The 20,747-nt window shown below is 66.5% G+C and carries 16 protein-coding genes; 4 read left to right on the top strand and 12 right to left on the bottom strand.

Annotated features, from left to right (window positions below):
• Positions 1-385: 385 nt before the first annotated feature.
• Positions 386-1,300, top strand: coding sequence for a hypothetical protein (locus tag OH799_RS33330; RefSeq protein ID WP_406272643.1), 915 nt, complete (start codon positions 386-388; stop codon positions 1,298-1,300).
• Positions 1,301-1,524: 224 nt separating this feature from the next.
• The gene (locus OH799_RS33325) at positions 1,525-1,698 is read left to right on the top strand and encodes a CsbD family protein (protein WP_357267423.1); all 174 of its coding nucleotides are present in this window, start codon (positions 1,525-1,527) and stop codon (positions 1,696-1,698) included.
• A 52-nt stretch (positions 1,699-1,750) separates the two neighbouring features.
• Here OH799_RS33325 and OH799_RS33320 read toward each other — a convergent pair whose 3' ends face one another.
• From OH799_RS33320 to OH799_RS33295, 6 genes are all read right to left on the bottom strand, one after another.
• The gene (locus OH799_RS33320) at positions 1,751-2,344 is read right to left on the bottom strand and encodes a vancomycin high temperature exclusion protein (RefSeq protein ID WP_406272640.1); all 594 of its coding nucleotides are present in this window, start codon (positions 2,342-2,344) and stop codon (positions 1,751-1,753) included.
• A 180-nt stretch (positions 2,345-2,524) separates the two neighbouring features.
• Complete coding sequence (locus OH799_RS33315) at positions 2,525-4,582, bottom strand: MMPL family transporter (RefSeq protein ID WP_406272637.1); 2,058 nt, start codon at positions 4,580-4,582, stop codon at positions 2,525-2,527.
• Positions 4,583-4,819: 237 nt separating this feature from the next.
• Positions 4,820-5,632: an RNA polymerase sigma factor SigF gene (locus OH799_RS33310; RefSeq protein ID WP_406272634.1), complete on the bottom strand. Its 813-nt coding sequence runs from the start codon at positions 5,630-5,632 to the stop codon at positions 4,820-4,822.
• Positions 5,625-6,059: an ATP-binding protein gene (locus tag OH799_RS33305; RefSeq protein ID WP_406272631.1), complete on the bottom strand. Its 435-nt coding sequence runs from the start codon at positions 6,057-6,059 to the stop codon at positions 5,625-5,627. Before OH799_RS33305 ends, OH799_RS33310 begins: the two co-directional genes overlap by 8 nt.
• 131 nt (positions 6,060-6,190) lie before the next feature.
• The gene (locus OH799_RS33300) at positions 6,191-6,661 is read right to left on the bottom strand and encodes a hypothetical protein (RefSeq protein ID WP_406272628.1); all 471 of its coding nucleotides are present in this window, start codon (positions 6,659-6,661) and stop codon (positions 6,191-6,193) included.
• Positions 6,662-6,776: 115 nt separating this feature from the next.
• On the bottom strand, positions 6,777-7,202 hold the full coding sequence (locus tag OH799_RS33295) for a VOC family protein (protein ID WP_406272624.1): 426 nt from the start codon (positions 7,200-7,202) through the stop codon (positions 6,777-6,779).
• 149 nt (positions 7,203-7,351) lie between these two features.
• On the opposite strand from OH799_RS33295, the gene OH799_RS33290 reads away from it, so the two are divergent.
• Positions 7,352-8,326: a GlxA family transcriptional regulator gene (locus tag OH799_RS33290; RefSeq protein WP_406272621.1), complete on the top strand. Its 975-nt coding sequence runs from the start codon at positions 7,352-7,354 to the stop codon at positions 8,324-8,326.
• Positions 8,327-8,486: 160 nt separating this feature from the next.
• On the opposite strand, the gene OH799_RS33285 is transcribed toward OH799_RS33290, so the two are convergent.
• The 3 genes from OH799_RS33285 to hsaA are packed head-to-tail and all read right to left on the bottom strand — an operon-like array spanning position 8,487 to position 16,515.
• Positions 8,487-14,249 carry a beta-ketoacyl synthase N-terminal-like domain-containing protein gene (locus tag OH799_RS33285; RefSeq protein ID WP_406272618.1) on the bottom strand — a complete coding sequence of 1,921 codons (5,763 nt, stop codon included), beginning with the start codon at positions 14,247-14,249 and terminating at the stop codon, positions 8,487-8,489.
• Entirely contained in the window at positions 14,237-15,370 is a 1,134-nt protein-coding gene (locus OH799_RS33280; RefSeq protein ID WP_406272615.1) for a 3-oxoacyl-[acyl-carrier-protein] synthase III C-terminal domain-containing protein, read from the bottom strand. The genes OH799_RS33285 and OH799_RS33280 overlap by 13 nt, the downstream gene beginning before the upstream one ends.
• A 2-nt stretch (positions 15,371-15,372) precedes the next feature.
• The gene (gene hsaA / locus OH799_RS33275; protein ID WP_406272612.1) at positions 15,373-16,515 is read right to left on the bottom strand and encodes a 3-hydroxy-9,10-secoandrosta-1,3,5(10)-triene-9,17-dione monooxygenase oxygenase subunit; all 1,143 of its coding nucleotides are present in this window, start codon (positions 16,513-16,515) and stop codon (positions 15,373-15,375) included.
• Between the two features lie 338 nt (positions 16,516-16,853).
• Here hsaA and OH799_RS33270 point away from each other — a divergent pair, with 338 nt between their 5' ends.
• Positions 16,854-17,594, top strand: coding sequence for a hypothetical protein (locus tag OH799_RS33270; protein WP_406272609.1), 741 nt, complete (start codon positions 16,854-16,856; stop codon positions 17,592-17,594).
• 163 nt (positions 17,595-17,757) lie between these two features.
• Here the strand turns inward: OH799_RS33270 and OH799_RS33265 are convergent, their stop codons facing one another.
• The 3 genes from OH799_RS33265 to OH799_RS33255 are packed head-to-tail and all read right to left on the bottom strand — an operon-like array spanning position 17,758 to position 20,746.
• Positions 17,758-18,345 carry a DUF5825 family protein gene (locus tag OH799_RS33265; RefSeq protein ID WP_406272606.1) on the bottom strand — a complete coding sequence of 196 codons (588 nt, stop codon included), beginning with the start codon at positions 18,343-18,345 and terminating at the stop codon, positions 17,758-17,760.
• A complete protein-coding gene (locus OH799_RS33260; RefSeq protein ID WP_406272603.1) occupies positions 18,342-20,243 on the bottom strand; it encodes a RiPP maturation radical SAM C-methyltransferase in 1,902 nt (633 codons plus the stop codon). Before OH799_RS33260 ends, OH799_RS33265 begins: the two co-directional genes overlap by 4 nt.
• Positions 20,240-20,746, bottom strand: coding sequence for a hypothetical protein (locus OH799_RS33255; RefSeq protein ID WP_406272600.1), 507 nt, complete (start codon positions 20,744-20,746; stop codon positions 20,240-20,242). The genes OH799_RS33260 and OH799_RS33255 overlap by 4 nt, the downstream gene beginning before the upstream one ends.
• Between the last annotated feature and the right edge of the window lies 1 nt (position 20,747).

Here is a 20,747-nt window from a genome sequence, read left to right as displayed (position 1 = left end):
CCGATGAATTGCGGAACCGGCGTGTGGACGATCGCATCGTCCGGTGTCGGCGTCGAGCCGCCGACTGGTCAGGGGCTTCCGACACGGACAGCGGGGCGGGCACCCGTTTCGAGCTGGTTTTTCGAAGTTCAGGCCCGAAGAGCGGGCTGAAGAAACACTGCCGTATCCAGTAATTGATCCCTGAAATAGGAACGTCCGACTACTAAATGCGGCATTACCGCGATGTGGTGCGGATTCGAGTATACGAATTGTCACGTGAACCTATGCGTTGACCGACTGAAAAGACCGACCGGGAAAAGAATTCGTTGCGATCTTCGCATCCAGAAGACGCCCCAGATCCGAACTAGAAAGGTAGGTAGGAACCCCGGTTCGAAATGAGGTAAGCATGGGCACAAAACCGCCCGGACCATCTGTTCATCCCTTCTATCGTCGCGCCGCCTCCCTCGTCGTCGCGGGGGTGATCCCGCTCTCGGTGGCGGTGGCCGGAGCCGCGACCGCCGCGGCCGATCCACTATCACCCGATAGCACCATCCAGATCCCCTTCGGACGGGTACCCGCCATCGCCACGGTCCCAGCCGCCGATCCGGCCGATCCCGGCTCCGTACCGGGTGACGCCGTCATCCCCGCCGACCCCGGCCCTGTACCGGGTGACGTACCTCCCGCACCTCCTCCGATACCTCCGATACCTCCGGTAACTCCGGAATCTCCGGTACCTCCGGAACATCCTGCGTCGACCGGCCGCAACGACATGAGCACCACCCGGCCGATGCCGGACCCCGGCAAGCTCGCGCCCATCGATCCCCAGCGCTTGCGTTTCCCCAACCCTCTCGCCCCCGCTCCTCCGGTCGCACTGATCGAAGCCCCCGAGGGCACCCTGCGCGTCGGCAGCCTGATAATCGGGAGGCCGGAATGGTTGAGTCGCGAACAGGGCAAGCAATTCAACGACGCGATCGCGGGCTCGGAAGCGGGCATGGCGCAGAGCTTGGATTCGGCAGGCTTCGAGCCGTCGCGCTCTGACCGGATCGCCGCCGACGTAATCGGCGCCACCACAATCGGCGCGTCGGTAGGCAGCATCGTGGCTGCCCCGGTCGCCTCGATCGGAGCGGGTATCGGCGCGGTCTGCGGCGCCATCGCCGGCATACCGATGTTCCCGACCGGGACGGTGGCCACCACCGTTTTCGGCGCCGCCGTCGGCTACGCGTTCGTTGCTTCCCCTGCCATCGCTATCGGCGCGGCGGTCGGTGCGGCGGTCGGCGTCGCCGAAGGCCTTCTCATGCCACCCACGATTCCGGCCTCATAACCCGACTTCCCGGCAAGACTCCGCGGGACAGGACACAGATACGGCGGGTCGATACCACCTGGATCAATTTCATAGGCCCACGGTTCAACCAGGAAGACCCGGTGTCGGCCGGGTCTTCCTGGTTGCTGTGACCACACCGCATGTTTGGCCTCTCTGTGACGGGTTATGGCCCAGGAGACCGGCTGGATATGGCAAGCCGATCACCGCACGAAGGAGGTTGTGACATGGGCACAGTCGACAAGGCGAAGAACAAGGCCCAGAATCTCGCGGGCAAGGCCAAGGAAAAGGTCGGCGAGACGACCGACGACCAGAGCAAGAAGAACGAGGGCCGCGCCGATCAGACGAAGTCCGACGTCAAGGACGCGGGCGAGAAGGTCAAGGACGCCTTCCGCCGCTGATCGCGCACGGCTGCCAGACCGAGCGGATGGCCGCACGCCGCGGTCATCCGCTTCAGTTACGCAAAACGGCTTTCGGCGCGGCGAACCACTCGCGAATAGTGTTGCGGAACTTCGTCACCTTACGTGCTTCGCAGGGGGCCACCACTCCGTCGGCGTGGATACCCGCCGCCCGACACAGTGCCACCGCGCGCGGGAGGTGTCGCCGCTGGGTGACGATGAGCGCGCGATCGATGCCGAACAGTTGTTTCGCTCGCAGGCAAGTCGCCCACGTCGACAGTCCTGCTCCATCAGCGCGGATGAGCGCGAGGTCGACGCCGTTTTTCACCAGATAGCTTGTCATCGAGTCGATTTCATCGCCCGAGGCCCGCGACGCCGCTCCGGACACCAGGATCTCCCCGGCCCGGCCCGCGCGCACCAGCTCGATCGCGGCGTCCAGCCGCCCCCGCAGATACGCCATCGGCGAACCATCCGGGGCGACCTTCGCTCCGGGCACGATCACCACGGGAGCGCTCGGCGCCTCCGGGGCCGCGAATCGATGCCCGGCCGACAGCCGCCACAACCGCAGGTTCGACCCGATAACCAGAAGGGCCGGTACCACCGCGCCGCCGATGAGCACCCACCGTCGACGCCCTCCCCCACCGGCCATACATCCTCCCTGTGTCTCGTCATCGGTTCGTTGTGAGCGCGAGAAGCACCGCGCCGCATCGACAATACGCAGCCGCAACAGCGGCGGATTCCCGCTGGTCGCGTTGCCGATCTGTGCTGGTCACGTCGATCCACGCGACCTGTGCACCGCGACCCAAGCTCGTTACCGGCCGAGCGTTGGTCAGCTGTCCTCCTCGACGCGCCACAGGACGCTCGGCCACCAGATTCCCCGGCCGATGAGGCTGAACAGCGCCGGGATGACCACAGTGCGGACGACGAACGTGTCGAGCAAAATGCCGAGGCCGACCACGATGCCGATCTGTGTGAGGGTGATCAGCGGCAGCACACCGAGCACACAGAAGACCGCGGCCAGCACGATACCTGCGCTGGTGATCACCGCGCCGGTCGCCGACACCGCGCGGACCATGCCCTGGGTGGTGCCATGCCGCACGGTCTCCTCGCGGGCCCTGGTGACCAGGAAGATCGTGTAGTCGACGCCGAGTGCGACCAGGAACAGGAACGCGAAGAGCGGAACGCTGATGTCCAGCGCGGAAAATCGGAACACGTACTCGCTGATCCAGCTGCCCAGACCGAGTGCGGCGAGCGCACTGAACACGGTGACCGCGACCAGCAGCACCGAGCCGGGCACCGCACGCAACAGCACCAGCAGCACCAGCAGCACCACGACGAGGACCAACGGAATTATCACCGCCCGGTCCCGGCTCGCGGCGGATTGGATGTCCAGCGCCTGCGCGTCGGTGCCGCCTACGAGCGCGCCGGCCCCCGGCACCTGATCGACCGAGGCGCGCAGTGCTTCAGTCGTGTCGAACGCTCGCGCGGAGGCCGGTGGCGCATCGATCACGACCGCCCACCGGGCCAGCCCGGTCGGCGAGGTACCTGTCCGCCACGTCTGTACCACGCCCTCGGTTCGTCGGAGGGCTTCCTCGATACCCGTGGCCGAGCCACTCGTCGCGAGCACGATGGCCGGATCGGACGCGCCGGGCGGGAAATGCTGCGCGAACGTGTCGAAACCCGCAACGGACTCGGCGCGGACGCGGAACTGTTCGATCTGCGGAAGTCCGACCCGCACAGTCAGCAAACCTGCCGCACACCCAGCCAGCACCGCCATCGCACACACGGCGACCACCGCGGGCCTGCGCACCACACCAGCGGCGACCGTGTGCCAGATCCCCTCGTTCATGGTGTCGCGGTCGTCCGCGTGTGGCACGAGCGGCCAGAACACATTCCGCCCGCACAGCGCGAGCGCCGCGGGCAGGACGAGCAGGACGAACACGACGGCCACGAGCAGGCCGGCCGAGGCCATAGTGCCGAGACTGCGCGTGCTGGGCAGTGCGGCGAGCAGCAGTACGAGCAGAGCCGCGACCACCGTCACGTTGCTCGCCAGAATCGCGGGTCCGGCCCGGCGCACCGCCTGCCGCAAAGCCGCACGGTGATCCGATTCCCGGTGCAGCTCATCGCGATAGCGCGACACCAGCAGCAGCGCGTAGTTGGTTCCCGCGCCGAACACCAGCACGCTCGTGATGCCGGAGGTCGAGCCGTCGAAGGTCAGCCCGGTGAGGTCGGCCAAGCCGGTTCCGACGCCGGTGGCCACCCGGTCGGCCGCGCCGACCACGGCCAGCGGCACCAGCCACAGAACTGGAGAACGATAGGTCGCGATCAGCAGCACCGCGACCACGACCGCGGTCGCCACGAGCAGAAGGACGTTTGCGCCGGAGAACGAATCCGCGATATCGGCGCCGAACGCGGGACCGCCGGTGACCTGCAGGGTCAGCCCGGCGGGCAGCCCGTCCGCCGCCACAGCCCGAATGTCCTCGACGCGGTCGGTCAGGGCGAATCCGGTCAGCTCGGCAGACACCGGCACCTGACCGATCGCCGCTTTCCGATCCGGTGAGGTGATGATGGGCCCGGCGGACGGCTGCCCGGCGGCGCGGGCCGTTGCCGAGGCCGTGGCGGCGCGGTCGTCATCGGTCAGATCGCCGTTGTCGGCTCGGGTGGCGACCACGATCGCGGCGTAGGAGCCTCCGTCCGGAAACTCGGCGAGCGCCTGCTCGACCCGCGCGGACTGCGCCGACGTCGGCAGCGACACGGGCGCCTGCCCGGCTGCTTCGTTCTTCCCCACGGCGCCGATCAGCCCTAGCGACGCGGCGGCGACCACCAGCAACAGCACCCAGGACTTGCGGGCGGTCACCAGCGACGCGTACCGATCCCAAGCGTTCACCTGGCAACCCTCTCAGCTTCTGAAATATCAAGCAATCGAGGACTCGCCTGCTGACGCCCGTGTGCGAAATGACGCGATGTCGACCGAGAAACCATCCACGCCGAAGCCGAACCGCGACCGACCACGAGAACGATGTATCGCTACGGCCCACGATCCGGCTGTACCAGATGTCCACAACGCACTACCGAGGCCGCCCGAGCACGAGGCTCGCGCAACCCGGCCGAGCCGGCTTGTGCGTCAGTCTCGTAAAGCCTGCTCGCGCAATGATTTCAACGTCTTGGACAAAATGCGCGACACCTGCATCTGCGAACAACCGATCCGCTGGGCGATCTGCTCCTGGGACATGGAATCGAAGAAGCGCATCGCGAGCACCTGTTTCTCGCGTTCCGGCAACGCGGCGAGCAGCGGTTTCACCGCCAGGTAGTTCTCAACGGTGCCGAAGTCCGGGTCCTCGGCGCCGAGGGTATCCAGCAGGGAGAAGCCGCCCGACTCCGCCTCGTCGGTATCGGACGCGGCGTCGATCGAGGAGGTTTGATAGGCGTTGCGGGCGATCAGCGCCTGGGTCACCTCGTTCAGATCGGCGTCCAGTTCCTCGGCGATCTCCCGCGCCCGAGGCATGCGGCCGAGCCGCTGCGACAGGATCTCCACCGTGGGACCGATCGTGGACTGGATTTCCTTGAGCCGCCGAGGAACTCGCACCGACCACGCGTAGTCGCGGAAATGCCGCCGGACCTCGCCCATGATCGTCGGCACCGCGAACGACAGAAATGTGGAGCCGTGCTGAGGATCGAACCGGTCGACGGCGGCGAGCATGCCCACCCTCGCGATCTGCAGTAGATCCTCGAAGCTCTCCCCGCGACCACTGAACTTCCGTGCGATGTGCTCGGCCAGCGGCAGACACCGGCCGATCAGTTCCGCGCGCACGCTCTCCCGGCGCGGATCGTCCACGGTCAGCGCGGCCAGCTCCGCGAACAGCGGTTCGATGTTGTCGTAGCTGTCGCCCCTACCCGACTTCCGCCTGGAAGCACCGGGAATCGGCTCGCTACTCATTCGAGCCGCCGCGGACCCAACGGAAGTCGACGACAGTCGGGTAGCCGCCTACCGCGGCGTCGTAAGCATCCTGCGACGTGGCGACCGAGTCGGTCAGCGTCGCCACGATATGCCAGCCGAAGCTGGACTCATCCGGGCTGGAGTCCGACACCGCGACCGAGGCGACTCGCACCTGCACCGCTTCGTCGTCGAAGGAGAACGCACAGTCGATCACCGACCCCTCCACCGCGTCCAGCACCAGCGCGCTGGCGACCTCGTCCAGGGCCAGTCGGATATCGGTCACCTCGTCGATGCCGAAATCGGCCATGAGCGTGACAGTTTCGGTCAAGGCACGCAACATCGCCAACTGCTCCGACTCCGCGGGCACCTGCACGCTGATCGTCCCGGTCCTCGTCGTAGCGGGAGGAGTCCCCTCACTCTTGCTCATGCACCGCTCCCAGAAGTCGCACCGTCGGTCGGAGCGACCAGCCTACGCCCTCGCACCCGCCGGCCCGAAGAGACATGGCACGGTGCGAGCATGTTGCACGGCGGGTCGGGTGGCGAGCGGGCGGCAGGAGCTCAGCCGCCTGCGACACCCACCGGCGGCAGACAACGGCGACCGTCCCCCACCTGTTCGACCAAGTCTCCGTACGCGATCTCCATTTCGGCCAGCCGGGTCCACTCCGCATGCATCCGGTCGCCGCCTGGATCATCGTGCATAAGCACATGGAATGCTCGGTCTGCCACGGCAGCGATCCGATCGATCACCTCGCCCAGGCTCGCGTCGTGCAAGCGTGCGCCCACCGCTGGGCACGGCAGGTGCAGCGTCGCCCACGTATTGATCCGATCGACCAATTCGGCGCGGCGGTTATCGATTTCGACACTGAGCCGCCGGTCGTCGCGTCTGCGCCCGTGCAACTCGGTCAGTTCACGGGCCCACCGGCTCACCGGTCCGTCCACATGCTGGCCGCCCAGCGCGCACAGCAGGGTGCTCGGGCTCGGCAACGCCGAACCGGTCGCTTTTCCCTTTTGCGCACGCTGGACGAGCATCGACCTACCTCCTCGGCACAACCACACCGATTCCGCGGCCGGTCGTCAGAACCTTCATCAGGATGTTCATTCCGGGTCGTTCACACTCGGGTCGGCGCCATGCGATCACGGGCCGTCACAGTGGCGAGGTGAGTTCGAGATGGATGCCGTCCGGATCGAAAAACGCCAAGATGGCGATGCCGAAATCGGCCATCTCGGTGATCTCGCCGTGTTCGATTCCGGCCGCGGCCAGACGGGCGGCCGCCGAGACCAGATCGTCGCGGGAGGGGACGGTGAAGCTGAGATGGTCGAGCCCGACGCGGTCGGCATCGAAGCGATCCGTCGCGGCCGCCACCGGGCGCAGGCCGAGTAACATCCCATTGGCCTGGAACACCACCCCGCCGAAGAGCTGCATAGGGTCATTGCGCACCACAGGGTCCTCGGGACTGCCCGGAGACTCGGCGGCGATCGGGAAACCGAGGACATCCCCGTAGAACGCTTGAGACCGAGCGATGTCGGTCACCGTCAACCGGACGTGGTGAGTGCCGGTTGTTTCGATCATGGTCACGCAAACTCCCCAGGTGAAGAGGTACGGCGGGCAGGTCGGCCGGACCGGCCCGCGGGCCGGTGCTGAGCCGTGTTCGATGACAGTAGGACAGATTCCCACCAAAACGGAGTGTCGCAAACGACATGTTCGGTACTGTTTCCGACATGGACGTCGCTGTCTTCGTCGTGGACGGCGTGGCCGATTTCGGCTTCGCCGCCCTCCTGGAGACCTTCAACACCGCAAACGCCGTGCGATCCGAACTCGCCGACCCGCCGCAGCCGTGGCGGATCCGAACCGTGTCGTTCAAGGCCGACATACGCTCGGGCAACGGCTACACCGTGCCGACTATTCCGCTCGACGAACTCGGTGACGAGTTCGATCTGATGATCGTGCCCGCGGTGAACGTGCTGGCCGCCGAGGCGCTGGTCGAACTCGTCTCCGCACAGGCCAGTCGCCCTGTGCTCGATCGCTTGATCGCGGCGCGGGACCGAGGTGTGCAGCTCGCCGGCGCATGCACGGGAACGTTCTTCCTTGCCGAGGCCGGAGTGCTGGATGGCTCACCCGCGACCACGAGTTGGTGGCTCGGCCCGGCCTTTCGCCGCCGCTACCCCCACGTCGAGCTGGATGAGGGTCGGACGCTGTGCCGCGGCCGTGGCGTCATCACCGCCGGCGCCTCGCTGTCGCACATGGACCTGGCCCTGTCGGTGATCGCCGCGCGGAGCCCCGCGCTGGCCGAGCGCGCGATGCGCTACCTGGCGGTCGGTGCCGGCCGACCGCAGCGCGAGTTCATTGTTCCCGAGATCGTCGCCAGGGGAGATTCGATGACCGCCGCGTTCGAACGGTGGGTTCGCGACCATCTCACCGAGAACTTCCGGATTTCACACGCCGCCAAGGCCATCGGTGTCACCGAACGAAGCCTGCAGCGCGCCACCCATTCCGAACTCGGCATGTCGCCCAGCGAATTCGTGCACGACATCCGGCTGGAGCGGGCAATGCACCTGCTGCGGACCACCTCACTCACCGTGGACGCGGTCGCGGCCAAGGTCGGCTACCTCAACGCCGGCACCCTGCGCGGCCTGTTCCGACGCCGTCGGGGCATGTCGATCTCCGAGATCCGGACTACCCGCATCTCATACTGACGCGCGCCTGGTCCGCCGGCCACTTGACGGGTACGCAGCGCGCAACGTCCAGCGGATCATCTCCGCTCGGTGGACGCGCCAACGCTCCCACGAACTCGATCACTGCGAGTGGTGGAACTCAGGGTTGCCGGCAGCCATCGGGATATTTGCTCGCTATCCCTCACAAACGCTCATCCAGCCATTCGCGGATGACCTGGGCCGTCTGCGCCGAATCCGGCCCCACCAGGCCGAAATGGTCCGATCGGACGGTACGGAGATCATGTGTCCGTTCGAAGGGTTTCGTCAGCCAGCGAGCCGGGTCGGGCGCACCCGGAACGACCGGTTCCGAGGCCTGAACGAAGAGCACCGGCACATCCAGCGAAGTGAATTCCATGCCGGACATCGTCGCGAGCCAGCGGCCCATCGCGGAGAGCCGGTCACTGGTGATCCCACCGAAACCATGGGAATCCGCGAACATCTCGCGCAGGATCGCCTCAGTCGGCACCGTGGGGTCATCGATCCGGAAAGTGTCGATCATGATCACCGCGGACGGCCTGGCCTGCTGAACTGTTTCCAGGTGGCGGGCCGCCGCATACGCCAGAGCGCCGCCCGAGGAGTATCCGAGTAGGACGAAGGGCTCGCCCGCAGCGGCCCGATGCACGCTTTCGGCCACCGCGGCGACCGCGGCTTCGGCGGAAGCCGGAAGCTTCTCTCCCGATACGAACCCCAGTAGGGGCACCGCCGAGACACGCATAACGCCCTGGAAATGAGCGGCGAGCCTCGCATGCTGGTGAACGCCGCCGTTCGCCATCGGCGAGCTCACGGCGATGAGTCGCGCGCGTTGCGGTCCATCGGCCAGAATCGTCGGTGCGGGAAGGGAGCCGAGATCGGCGACCGCGCCGAACGATGGCCGAAGGTCCGCCACCGCACGCATCAAGCCGAAGGCCGCATCCGGGTTACCCACCGCGACCGCATGCTGGATCACCGTCCGGACGGACTCGTCGTACCGCGGTAGTGGCGCGATCGACTCCGGCCCGGGAACGCTCGGCTGTTCGATCAGCTCATCGAACACTCGCCTGGCCAGTGCAGCGGGAGTCTCGGCCTCGAATACGGTGATAGGCGGCAACCGGAGGTCGATGACCTGGTTGAGCGTGTCTTGCAGCTCCGTCACGGTCAGCGAGTCGAAGCCGATTTCCAGGAACTTGTGATCCGCAGCCACCGCCGACGGATCATGGTGGCCCAGCAACGCAGCGGCGCGGGCACGCACCAGGTCCTCGATGAGCCGAACCTGCTCGGCCTTGTCGCGCCCGGCGAGCTGACCGCGAAAAGAGTCCGACGGTGCGGCAGCGGCGGTCCCTGTTGCCTGCACCGCACTGGTGTCGACCAGTTCACGGTCATCGGTGGACTGCGGCCCGGCCGAGTCCCGCGTGACGTCCTGCCGACCGGGTCTGGCGGGCTGCCTCGTTTTCGTTCGGCCGAGCCAGTAATGGCTGCGCTGGAACGGATAGGTGGGCAGGTCGATCCGGCGGACTCGGCAACCGTCGAAGAACCTCGCCCAGTCGACCGGTAGCCCCCGAACGTATGCCCTGGCCAGCGAAGCCGCGAACTGGCCGATGCCACCCTGGCCACGCCGCAAGGTTCCCACGGCCAGTCCTGCTTCACCCACCGTCGCGCCGATCGCGGCGGTGAGCACCGGATGGGGGCCGACTTCGATGAAGTGGCTGAACCCCGCCGACGCCACAGTATGCACCGTCGACGCGAACGACACAGGCTGCCGCAGATTGTCATACCAATAGCGGGCGCCGGCCTCGGGGCCCGCCATCAGTTTGCCGGTGACTGTCGAGTACCACGGAATACGGGCGCCCAGCGGGCGCAGGTCGGACAGGTCTGCCGGCAGGCGGTCGCGGAGGGGCTCGACATGCACCGAGTGCGACGCGAAGCCGATCGGCACGACGTGGGTCGCCACGCCGACCTCCCGAAAGTCCGCCGCTAGCACGGTGACGGCGTCGGCGTCGCCCGCCACGACCGTCGTGGAAGGACCGTTACGCGCGGCGATGCTCACGCCCGGGTGGCCGGAGATCCGTTGCTCGACGTCGTCGGCGTCCGATTCGATGGACAACATCTGACCGCTCAGATCCGCGCACAGCGCGCCACGGCAGACGATGGCCCGGACGGCGTCGCGCAGCGAGAGCACGCCGGCGACGTGCGCGGCGGCGATCTCGCCGAAGGAGTGGCCGATGACCGCGTCCGGCACGACCCCGTGCCGCTGCCACAGCCGCGCCAGCGAGACCGTCACCGCGAACAGCACGGGCTGAACGACTTCGGTTCGGCGCAAGGCGGATTCGTCCGCGATCACCTCGGTCAAAGACCAGTCGACGAACTCGCTGAGCGCCTTCTCGCACTCGGCCATCGCGTCGGCGAAGACCGGGGACGAACCGAGCAGTTCGGCCCCCATCCCGGCCCACTGCGCGCCGTGCCCGGGGAATACGAACACGATACGGCCGTGGAGATCGGCGCGACCTGTCACCGCACCACTCGGCGTCCACGACGCCAGCGCTCCCAGGTCGTCGCGATCGAACACGACCGCCCGATGTTCGAGCCTCGCGCGGGTGGTGGCCAGTGCGTAGCCGACGTCCGTGGGCGTGGCACCTTCGCTGAGAAGGGAATCCAATCGTTCCGCCTGAGCGGCCAAGGCCTGTTTCGTCGACGCCGAGAAGACCAGCGGCACCACCGGCGCCGACGTGCGTGTGACGGCGGCTGCTTCGGCTGTGTCTTCCTCGGTGGGTGCGTGTTCGATGATGACGTGTGCGTTCGTGCCGCTGATCCCGAACGCGGAGACGCCTGCGCGGCGCGGTCGTCCGGTCTCCGGCCACGGCACCGCGTCGGCGGCCAGGCGTACCGCTCCTGTTGCCCAGAGCACATGGGGGGACGGCTCATCCACATGCAATGTCTTGGGCACCAGACCATGCCGGATCGCCATGAGCATTTTGATCGTCCCGACGAGGCCCGCGGCGGCCTGCGAGTGTCCGAGGTTCGATTTCAGCGAGCCGAGCAGCAGGGGCTGTGCACGGTCGCGCCCATAAGTCGCCAGGATCGCGTTCGCTTCGATCGGGTCGCCGAGTGTCGTCCCCGTGCCGTGCGCCTCGACCGCGTCCACCTCAGACGGCTCGAGCCCGGCATCGGCCAGCGCTTGCCGGATCACCCGCTGCTGCGCCGGGCCATTCGGCGCGGTCAGCCCATTCGAGGTGCCGTCGGAGTTGACGGCCGACCCGCGAATGACGCCGAGCACGCGATGGCCCGCCCGGCGCGCATCCGAGAGACGCTCGAGCACGAGCACACCGACCGCTTCTCCCCAGCCCGTCCCGTCTGCCGCGGCCGCGAAGGGCTTGCACCTCCCGTCGGCCGCGAGGCCATTCTGTTGGGCGAATTCCACGAAGGTGGCCGGTGTGGACAACACCGTCGCACCCCCGACCATCGCCAGTGAGCATTCCCCGTCACGCAGCGATCGGGCCGCGAGATGCAGCGCCACAAGGGAAGACGAGCACGCCGTGTCCACGGTGAGAGCCGGGCCGTGCAGCCCGAGTACGTAGGAAATCCGGCCGGACGCCACACCGCCGGCATTACCGGTCATGGCGCCGATGTCGGAATTCTTGACCGTCTCATACGTACGCGGCAGGTAATCCGAGGCCATGATGCCAACGAAGACGCCCGTGTCGCTGCCGCGCAGCGAGACCGGGTCGATCCTCGCGTGCTCGAGCGCCTCCCACGCCGTTTCCAGCAGGAGCCGCTGCTGGGGATCCATGGTGACGGCTTCGCGCGGCGAGATTCCGAAGAAGGCGGGATCAAACCAGGCGGCGTCCAGGAAACTGCCGCGACGCGCATACGTGGCGTCCGGGTCGACCTCCCAGCCACGATCGGTGGGGAAGTCACCGATCGTCTCCCGCCCCTCCGCGAGCAGGTCCCAGAACTCGGCGGGGGACGCGACGCCGCCCGGCAACCGACATCCCATGCCCACGACGACCACCGGGTCGTCCTCGGCAGGTCGTGGCCGGATCGGCATCGCCAGGCCGAGCCGGTCCCGAGTCGGGCCTGCACCGAGAAGGGCGCAGAGGTGGCGGGCGAGCAGATTCGGTGTCGGCAGGTCGTAGGCGATGGTCGTCGGCAGATCGAAACCCGTGGTTTCGGCCAAGGCGGCGCGTAACCGGACCGCGGTGAGTGACTTCAGGCCGTAATCGGTGAACACCTGGCCCGGCCCGATCGGCTTGGGTGCCTCGAGCACCGCGCCGACTTGTTCGCGCACCAATTCCAGAGCGTGCCGCAGCCGTTCGGAGGGTGGTAACGCCCGCAGCCGCTGCGCCCAGGGCGACTGCGTCCGCGCGCCACCGCGCTGCAGCATCGCGACGAGCTGACTTCGCGCGATCTTGCCGGTCGGCGTACACGGCATCTCGTCGAGCACGACCAGCTCGACCGGGATCTTGTACTCCGCCACGCCCTTGGCCGCCAGATGTCCGGCAACGTCGTCGAGGGTGACCGAGGCACTCGCCCGCAGTGTGACGACCAGACACGGATACTCGCCCAGACGATCGTCCGGGCGGCCGACGACGGCGATCGAGCCCAGTCCCGCCATGTCGTCGAGTAACGTCTCGATCTCCGGCGCGCCGAATTTCACGCCGCCGACATTGATGACCTCGACGTCCCGGCCTCGGAAAGCCACTGTGCCGTCGTCGTTCATGCTGGCGCGGTCGCCGGTCCGCAGCCAGCCGTCCGCGGTCAGCGCGGTCCGGGTCAGCGCGGGATCCTCGAAATACCCGGTGAAGAGAAAAGGGCTGCGGAACTGCAGCCGGCCGGTCTCACCAGGAGCACACGGGCCACCGTCGTCGTCGACCACTCGCACCGCACCGCCAGAGATCGGGCGGCCGACACTGCTGGTCGCCGCTTCCAGCGGATCACCCGGCCGGGTGAACAGGCCCGCCCCCAGCTCGGACATGCCCCATTGGGCGATCACTTGCGCCCCCAACAGACGGCGGGCGTCTTCGATGAGCGTCGCGGGTACGGCCGCGCCGCTGGCCCGGACCTCGCGCAACCGGACTTCACCCGGGTCGGCGGAGGAACCCAGCCGGGCTACGACATCGCGGATCTGGGCCGGCACCGCGAAGAGCACCGTCGCCTCGCTGATCTGTGCCAGCCGGAGGAACTCCCCCACATCCCAGCTGGTCAGCAACGCCTGGCGGCCACGGGTCACCAAGCTGAGGTGGACCGAAAGGAGGCCGAAAAGGTGCGTGAAAAGGCTGCCGCTGAGGATCGTGTCGGTGCCACGGGCCCCGGCGTCGGCAGCGACCACGACGGCGTTCGAGACGAGACCGTCGTGGGTGTGCACGCAGATTTTCTGGCGCAGCGAGGTGGTGCCGGACGAAGGGAGAAGCACAAACCGGTCGTCCGGCGCCACATCTGTCGGCAGCGGCGCGGTCCCCGCCCACCGCAGCACGACGTCCTCGAGCGACAACACGTTGCTCGACGGATCGTCCACGTCCCCGACCACCAGCACATGGTTCAGTGCAAGGAATTCCCCGCAAAGTTCCGGCATGAGTTCGCGCCGACGGTCCGCGGTGACGACCACCGTGCCGGCCCGTGTCCTGGCGAGGAGCGAGCGCAGCTCGTGCACCCCGAGGCCCATGTGCAGCGGGAGCATCACCGCGCCCACAGCCGCGACAGCGATGTGAACGATCAGGAACTCCCAGCAGTTGGGCAGGTGTACTGCGACTACATCGCCCTTCCTGATTCCCAGGTCCTGTAGCCCGCGGGCCAACGCGTCCGCCTCCGTACGCCACCGCGTCCAGGACCGGTATCCGCCGTCGGCAAATACCGCCGGTTCATCACCCCCGGCCTCGGCGGCGGCGTTGAACAGCGAAGGAAGTGTGTACCGCGGATGCACTACGGAGCCCATCCGCCTTCGGGGACCGTCATCGTGAATGCGCCGCAGCCGAAACTCAACCCGAATGCCACGAGAATTCCCTGGCCGGCCGGACGGTACACCGGCTCCGCCAGCATCAACGGAACCGAGCAGCCGAGGGTGTTGCCGTAGTCGCGCAGCACCCGATACGACGAGACGACCACCTGATCGTCAGGATCGAGGCCGAACCCCTTGCACAACGCGTTCAGGATGCGCACGCTGCCGGTGTGCATGAGCAGCACCGAGGCATCCGCCGGCGAGGCCAGTTCGCAGGACTCCTCCTTCAGCGCCATCCGCACGGTCTCCCTGGCATAGAAAGCTCCGCGCGGCGTGACGAGAGGACTCAGGGTGTACGCCCGGCGCCCCTCCACCACGGGAAGATCCGAGCCGCCGTCCGGTACGGTGCCGAGTTCGGCGTCCTCAGGCACGTCGTTCGTCAGGTTCGCCACCGGACCGAACGACGGTCCATCCCCCTCCGCGCCCAGCACCATCGCCACGGCGGCGTCCGCGAACAGAAATCCGTGCATCACGTTCACGGTGTCCTGACGCTCGTCCAGGCCTACCTGGGAGAAATGCGAGTAGAAGCCCGGGAGCGGTGGTGACAGCGGTGTGGTGGCTTCTGCGAAGCAGACCAGAACCCGCTTTCCGGGGTGGCACGTCAGATACCAGCGCGCCGTGTCGACGGCCTTCGCCATCGCCGAGCAACCCATGTACTCGATACTCAGGTTCTGCGCGGTCCTCGGCAGTTCCGGCATCCGCGCAAACATGTCGCACACCAGGCTCGGCACCAGTCGGCCGGGGCTGCTCGACACACCGAGCACCAGACCGATCGTCTCCACCGGAATATCGGCCTTGGCAAGGCATTTGCGGGCCGCCCTGACCGCGAGATCGACCACGGCGATACCACGTTCCGGTTCGGCGCCTCGAAAGAGAACGTCCGGATAGTTGGCGAGGACGGAGTGCCTCTTCTCGACCCCCAGGCTGCCGAGCATCGTCTCCAACTCGTCGGACAGATGCCCGCGGCCCGCGGCGAGCAATTCCTCGGTCGAATGCACGGAACGCGGAAGTTCGGTGGCGATCCCGATGAGCTGGGGATCAATTGTGGCGGTGGCCATGCTCAGAGGATCCGATCTTCCACGGGCAGCTCGAGTTCGCCTCGGCCGAAGTTCGCCAACGCCCGCTCGGCGGCATTGGCAAGGTGCAGGCTTCCCGCGTGCGCGTCCCGCCAATGGCGTTCCACCACATTGGGAGTGTGTGCCCCCCTGCCACCGGAAATCCTGAAGAGCAGCTCGATCGCTTCTACCGCGCGCTCGGTGCCGCGTACCTGATCGCGGCGGGCGCGTAATCGCAGTTCAATCGGGATATCCTCGCCCGCTTCGGCGTAGCGCAGTTCCTCGGACAGGTTGCGATCCATTTGCAGGATCGCGGCGTCGATCTCCGACGCGGCCCGGGCGATGTGCACATGAGTAAAAGGATCGGTGGCGGTGGCACGCTGCCGCATTCGCTCGAGGTACGCCTCGTAGGCGCCCTGTGCGGCACCGATGACCGGTGCGGCGACGCCGCTCGGCAAGATGCTTGTGAAGGGAAGCCGATAAAGTGCGGGGACATCGGACGGCACGCCGCCGAGTTCCGCATTGTGAAGCTCCGCATCGTGGGTCCGGTGAACAGGCACGAACGCCTTGTCGATCACAATGTCATGGCTGCCGGTTCCGGACAGACCGACCGCATGCCACACATCGTCGATCCGATAGTCGCCGCGGGGCACCAGCAACGTCAGGTGGACACCCGGTGCACCGTCGACGCCAGGCGCCAACGCACCCACCATGACCCAGTCGGCGTGATCACAGCCGGACGAGAACCCCCATCGGCCGGACAGTTCGAACCCTCCGTCGACAGGTGTCAAGGTACCCGCCGGCACATAGGACGTCGAAATCAAGGCGTCGGGGTTATGGCTCCAGACGTCATGCTGGGTTTCCAGCGGGAACAATGCCAGCTGCCATGCATGCGTGCCGAATACCGAGGCGACCCACCCCGTCGACGGGCAGGCCGCCGCGATAGCTCGAATGACTTCGAAGAACTTTACCGGCGATGACTCGTCGCCACCGAAACGGCGGGGCTGCAACATTCGGAAAACGCCTGCGTCGGCCAGTTCGCGGATCGTGTGCTCCGGCACCCGCCGCTGCCGCTCGGTATTCGCAGCCCGCTCCCTGATGTCCGGGACGAGGTCCCGCACTCGCTCGAGCAACTTGCCATTGGTCATAGCCGTTCCTGATGAGTCTCTGATCGGCCACGCGGCTGATTTCAACGAAGCGTGGAACACCTTCGTGAGCAGGGAATTCCACTCCTATGGACACTTCCACTGACGGATCTTGCCATAGCGTGCCGCAGGGCGCTGGCCAAGCCTGTTGGGACGCAAGATATAGCGAAGGAACTGCGTTGTCCGCTCGCTCGGCTTCTCCGCGGCGCAGCGTCATCAGGATCTAGGTTTCGCGTTGCGGGAGTCGATTCCACCGGGAATACTTCGCACTGGCAGATTTCCGCACCAGTTCTTCACGCTGCGCCGCGCTGGAATTGCTTCACCGGACGGGGCCCCGCACGATGGAACTATCAGATGTCGATAGTGTCGAAGCCTCCGCCGTCGGGGCCGACGGCCTCGATGCGACGGACAGCGCCAGACTGACCCGGTTGGTCGAGTACATCGCGTCCTTTTCTCCGCGGGTCATTCTTTCGACCTTGTTGGCACTGGATCACGGCGACGAGTCGCGGGGCGCCCTGTGGGATCGATGTATTTTCGATCATGGTGCGGTCTTCTTGTTTCCGACGGATGCCGAGGCCATGCGCAAGCACCTCGCAACGGCCGGCTTCCGGCTGGGCGCGACGGTGCCGAGCGTCGTCGTCCAGCGACGGGTCTGCACCCGCTACGGACTCGACACGGACAGCTATCGCATTCACATCGTGCACGCCCGACGCCGACACCCTGGCAGTCCCGGCCTCGACCAGCGGATCGAGATTTTCTTCCCAGTGACGTCGGCCGCCCACCCGTGGGCGCGCGAGGACGAACGGCGCCACAACCGAGAGACCCACTTCGCTTTCGCCGTAGAGGGCTTGGACTCGAGCACCTATCTGAATATGCGGCGCGAACTCGCGGAGTCGGCGGGCATGGTCCCCGACGGCGGCGGATTCAACCCGCACGACCGCAACCATGGCCCGGGCTGCTCCACGTTCTATTTCGCGGGTCCCGGCACGATGGGCGAACACCCATGGCCCCGTCGCCTGGAGCTGGTGTGTGGCGGACGACTCGAATCCGCACTCGCCGCCCATAGCGCACCGCGCCCGTGACCGGATGACGCCTTCGACGATGCGAGTTCGGTCGCGGCACCAACCAGTACTGCGGGGACACGCCATCCGTCGAAATGTAGGCCGCCTACTACCCTCCACAACCCGCCGGGCTGTCACACCGGCAAGTCTCCGAACTCACCGGAGGATTCAGCTTGTGGTGAATTCAGAAGGTGGTACACGGAATGGGGAAGGTTCGAACTCGGTATGGCGACAACAGGAAATGCGCACCGTCGATGAGGGCAAGGTCGTTGTTCCGCAAGTCGGCCAGCAGCATCAACTCATCGCCGGTCAGCTCATCGACACGGGTTGCGGCGGCCAGCGCACGGAACCGGGTGGCGTGCGGCTCATCGAGTGTGGCGCGAAAGCTCGCTTCGGCTCGGCGAATGTCCCTGATAGCCACGAAATCCGGTCCGTACCGGTAAGAACAGAGGCCGACCTGGTGGCGTTCCAGCCACCGCGCCAGCGTCTGTTCCGCGGTGCGGCCCTCCGCGCGCGCGGGCGGCGGCAAGTGCACAACGTCGTCCAGTCCGGACGGTGCCGCGGAGCCAAGTGTCCAGTCCATTCGAACACCGGCCTCCATCGCCGCGCCCAGCAATCGCAGCACTGCGAAGTCGTCCGCCCCACCACCGAATCGCACCGGATCGGCGATGGTGACGACCTGCCCGAGCCGGCGGGCATCGGCGACCGTCGCGGCCGGCTTCGTGAGGTCGGCGACGACGGTTTCCGGCCACCGGGCCAGTGGGGCGGTCATGTCGGCGCCTCGATGCGCACCAGCACCGGCTCCGGTTGTTCCGGCCGCACGATCGAGCGTTCGATCCCACCCGGCGTAGTCGCCACTCCGAGCCAGCGTCCACCTTCGGTGAACACCAGCCCGTTCGCCAGCTGCGCGGCGAGCCATTCCTCCAGTTCCGCCTCGTCCCAAGGGAACCCGGCCGAGGCGAGATTGCGGTGCAACGCGGGGATGGTGCGGCCGTGCTCCAATTCGACCCAGGCTTCCCGCTCCCTCGAATCGGTGAACACGTAGTCGTCCGCTGCCCAGCCGAACCGGCGATCCCTGATGATCAGCACGCCGTCGATATCGTTGCGGAGCAAGGAACTCTCCGAGTACCGCGCTTGCCATACAGCGATCGCGGCGCCCAGTGGGGCAACCTGCTCTTCGGTGATCCCCTGATCCGGAGTGTCGAACTCGTAGACGAGGTCGGCGAGTACCCGCCGATCGAGGTCGTACACCGCATGGTATCGCTCAGCGGGAGCCCGTTCGGTGAAGCCGATGGCCGGATCGGCGAAATTCGGCGAGAACCGTTCGAGGAAGATCCGGGTCGCTCCGCTTGGCGGCTGAAGGTGCACCAGCGCGGGCAACTGCTCGATCACCCTGCGGTAGTCCTCCTCGCGTTCGCCGGGAAATCCGTACAGCCAGTTCCACCCGACGGTGATCCCCTCGGTTTCCAAGTCCCGCAACGCGCGCACATTGCGCACTCCACCGATGCCCTTGTCCATTCTCCGCAACACGTCGTCCACAAGAGACTCGATGCCCGGCTGCACACTCCACACCTTCGCCGCCCGCAGAGTCGCCGCCTGTTCCGCGGTGATGTTCGCCTTGATCTCGTAATGCAGTCGCAAGTCGATGTCCATCGCGGCGATCTCCGGGAGGGAGGTACGCAGATAGGAGACATCAAGGATGTTGTCGACCACGGTGACGTCCAGTGTGCGGTGCTTGCGCACCAAGTGGTCGAGTTCGGTGACGAACCGGGACGGTTCCTTCGCCCGGTAGGTCATTGTCGACCCGTTCAGGCCGCAGAAGGTGCAGTGATGTTTCTCGCCCCACCAGCAGCCACGCGAACTCTCCAGCACCAACTCCGGTTCAGTGAACTCACTGACCACACTGTTGTCGTAAGTTTGAAACCAATCGTCGAACAATGGGACGCGCATGCCGGCGGGACCGACCAGGGTGCCCCTGCGATCGTTCACCTGCTGCCCGCCATCGGCGTCCCGCCAGCACAGTCCGGCAATCGACCCGAGGTCGCCATGTTCCGAGCCGAGCGCACCGAGCAATTCCGGAAAGGTCTCGTCGGATTCGCCGCGCAGCACCAAGTCGACGAATTCGAATTCCCGGTGCAGCGTGACACCCATGATCCCGTCGCAATTGTAGCCGCCGAACAGGGTCCGGATTCCAGGTGCGCGTTGCTTGATCCGTTTCGCCACGGCCAGGCTCGGCACGTTCTGGCTGAACGTGGAGGTGAACCCGACCATTTCCGGATCCATGGTCAGCACCGCGTCGGTGACCGAGGAGACGAAATCGTCTGCGAATTCCCGCATTCGGGAGATCAGATCGAGGTCGATCCGGTGCCGTCGCGCGTAGTCCGTCATTTGCTCGATCCCGAATTCCTGGCCGTTCAACGCGCCGGCGAACACCCATTCGCCGAGCGCGTGCGCAAACCCACCATCAGAGATCCGGAGATAGTCGCCCACGGTCAACCCGGCGTCCAGCAGCACTTCGGCCCAGTGGATATTGGCGAAATATGCGGCGGGTTCGGCCATGCCATGCGCTACACAACTCGCTTTCAGCAGACCGATCGCGAGCGACGGGCGGGTCAACTCGTGCCACGGCATGCACACCAACACGCTGCGTGGCGAATCTTCGACACTCACACGTCACCGCCTTGTCCTGCGGCCCGGTGTATTGCGGCGATCGTGTGATAGCAGTAGTTCTGCACCGCGTGCGACGGAACTCGGGGCACGTTACTCAGCGCGTCCACCCGGTTTTCGTTTTTGTTGAGGTGCCGGGCCGCGGCCAGCACGACCAACACCACCAACTCGTAGTGCACCTGGAGCCGTCCGGTGCATTCGCCGCCCACACCGCTGTGCCGAGGGCAACGCGTTCCATGGCTGCACACGACGATGCCGGGAATGGCTTCGCTCAGCTGGTCGTCTACATCTTGAGCGGCGACTCCATAGTGCCGCCGCCCAAGGCCCCCGAGTAGACGCGGCCTGCGCACTACCGACCAGAATCGCCACTTCCAGCTGATCGCCCGAATTCCCCGCACCGCGACGAAAGCTTGCTCGTCGGTGAGCGAACCGAGAAGCGGAAGGGAAGGCTCCAGCCACCGCGGAAGCCTAGCTGGTGAACATCCCTCCCGCGTCTCGGAGGGCATT

This window comes from Nocardia sp. NBC_00881, assembly GCF_045207455.1.
Classification (GTDB): domain Bacteria; phylum Actinomycetota; class Actinomycetes; order Mycobacteriales; family Mycobacteriaceae; genus Nocardia.
The sequence above is the reverse complement of the archived record's forward strand: the minus strand, read 5'-3'. Positions and strand labels throughout refer to the sequence as shown.

Coding starts and splice junctions, on each gene's coding strand:
- OH799_RS33330 (WP_406272643.1), top strand. CDS start 386: ATGGGCACAAAACCGCCCGGACCATCTGTTCATCCCTTCTATCGTCGC.
- OH799_RS33325 (WP_357267423.1), top strand. CDS start 1,525: ATGGGCACAGTCGACAAGGCGAAGAACAAGGCCCAGAATCTCGCGGGC.
- OH799_RS33320 (WP_406272640.1), bottom strand. CDS start 2,344: ATGGCCGGTGGGGGAGGGCGTCGACGGTGGGTGCTCATCGGCGGCGCG.
- OH799_RS33310 (WP_406272634.1), bottom strand. CDS start 5,632: ATGAGTAGCGAGCCGATTCCCGGTGCTTCCAGGCGGAAGTCGGGTAGG.
- OH799_RS33305 (WP_406272631.1), bottom strand. CDS start 6,059: ATGAGCAAGAGTGAGGGGACTCCTCCCGCTACGACGAGGACCGGGACG.
- OH799_RS33300 (WP_406272628.1), bottom strand. CDS start 6,661: ATGCTCGTCCAGCGTGCGCAAAAGGGAAAAGCGACCGGTTCGGCGTTG.
- OH799_RS33295 (WP_406272624.1), bottom strand. CDS start 7,202: ATGATCGAAACAACCGGCACTCACCACGTCCGGTTGACGGTGACCGAC.
- OH799_RS33290 (WP_406272621.1), top strand. CDS start 7,352: ATGGACGTCGCTGTCTTCGTCGTGGACGGCGTGGCCGATTTCGGCTTC.
- OH799_RS33285 (WP_406272618.1), bottom strand. CDS start 14,249: ATGGGCTCCGTAGTGCATCCGCGGTACACACTTCCTTCGCTGTTCAAC.
- OH799_RS33280 (WP_406272615.1), bottom strand. CDS start 15,370: ATGGCCACCGCCACAATTGATCCCCAGCTCATCGGGATCGCCACCGAA.
- hsaA (WP_406272612.1), bottom strand. CDS start 16,515: ATGACCAATGGCAAGTTGCTCGAGCGAGTGCGGGACCTCGTCCCGGAC.
- OH799_RS33270 (WP_406272609.1), top strand. CDS start 16,854: ATGGAACTATCAGATGTCGATAGTGTCGAAGCCTCCGCCGTCGGGGCC.
- OH799_RS33265 (WP_406272606.1), bottom strand. CDS start 18,345: ATGACCGCCCCACTGGCCCGGTGGCCGGAAACCGTCGTCGCCGACCTC.
- OH799_RS33255 (WP_406272600.1), bottom strand. CDS start 20,746: ATGCCCTCCGAGACGCGGGAGGGATGTTCACCAGCTAGGCTTCCGCGG.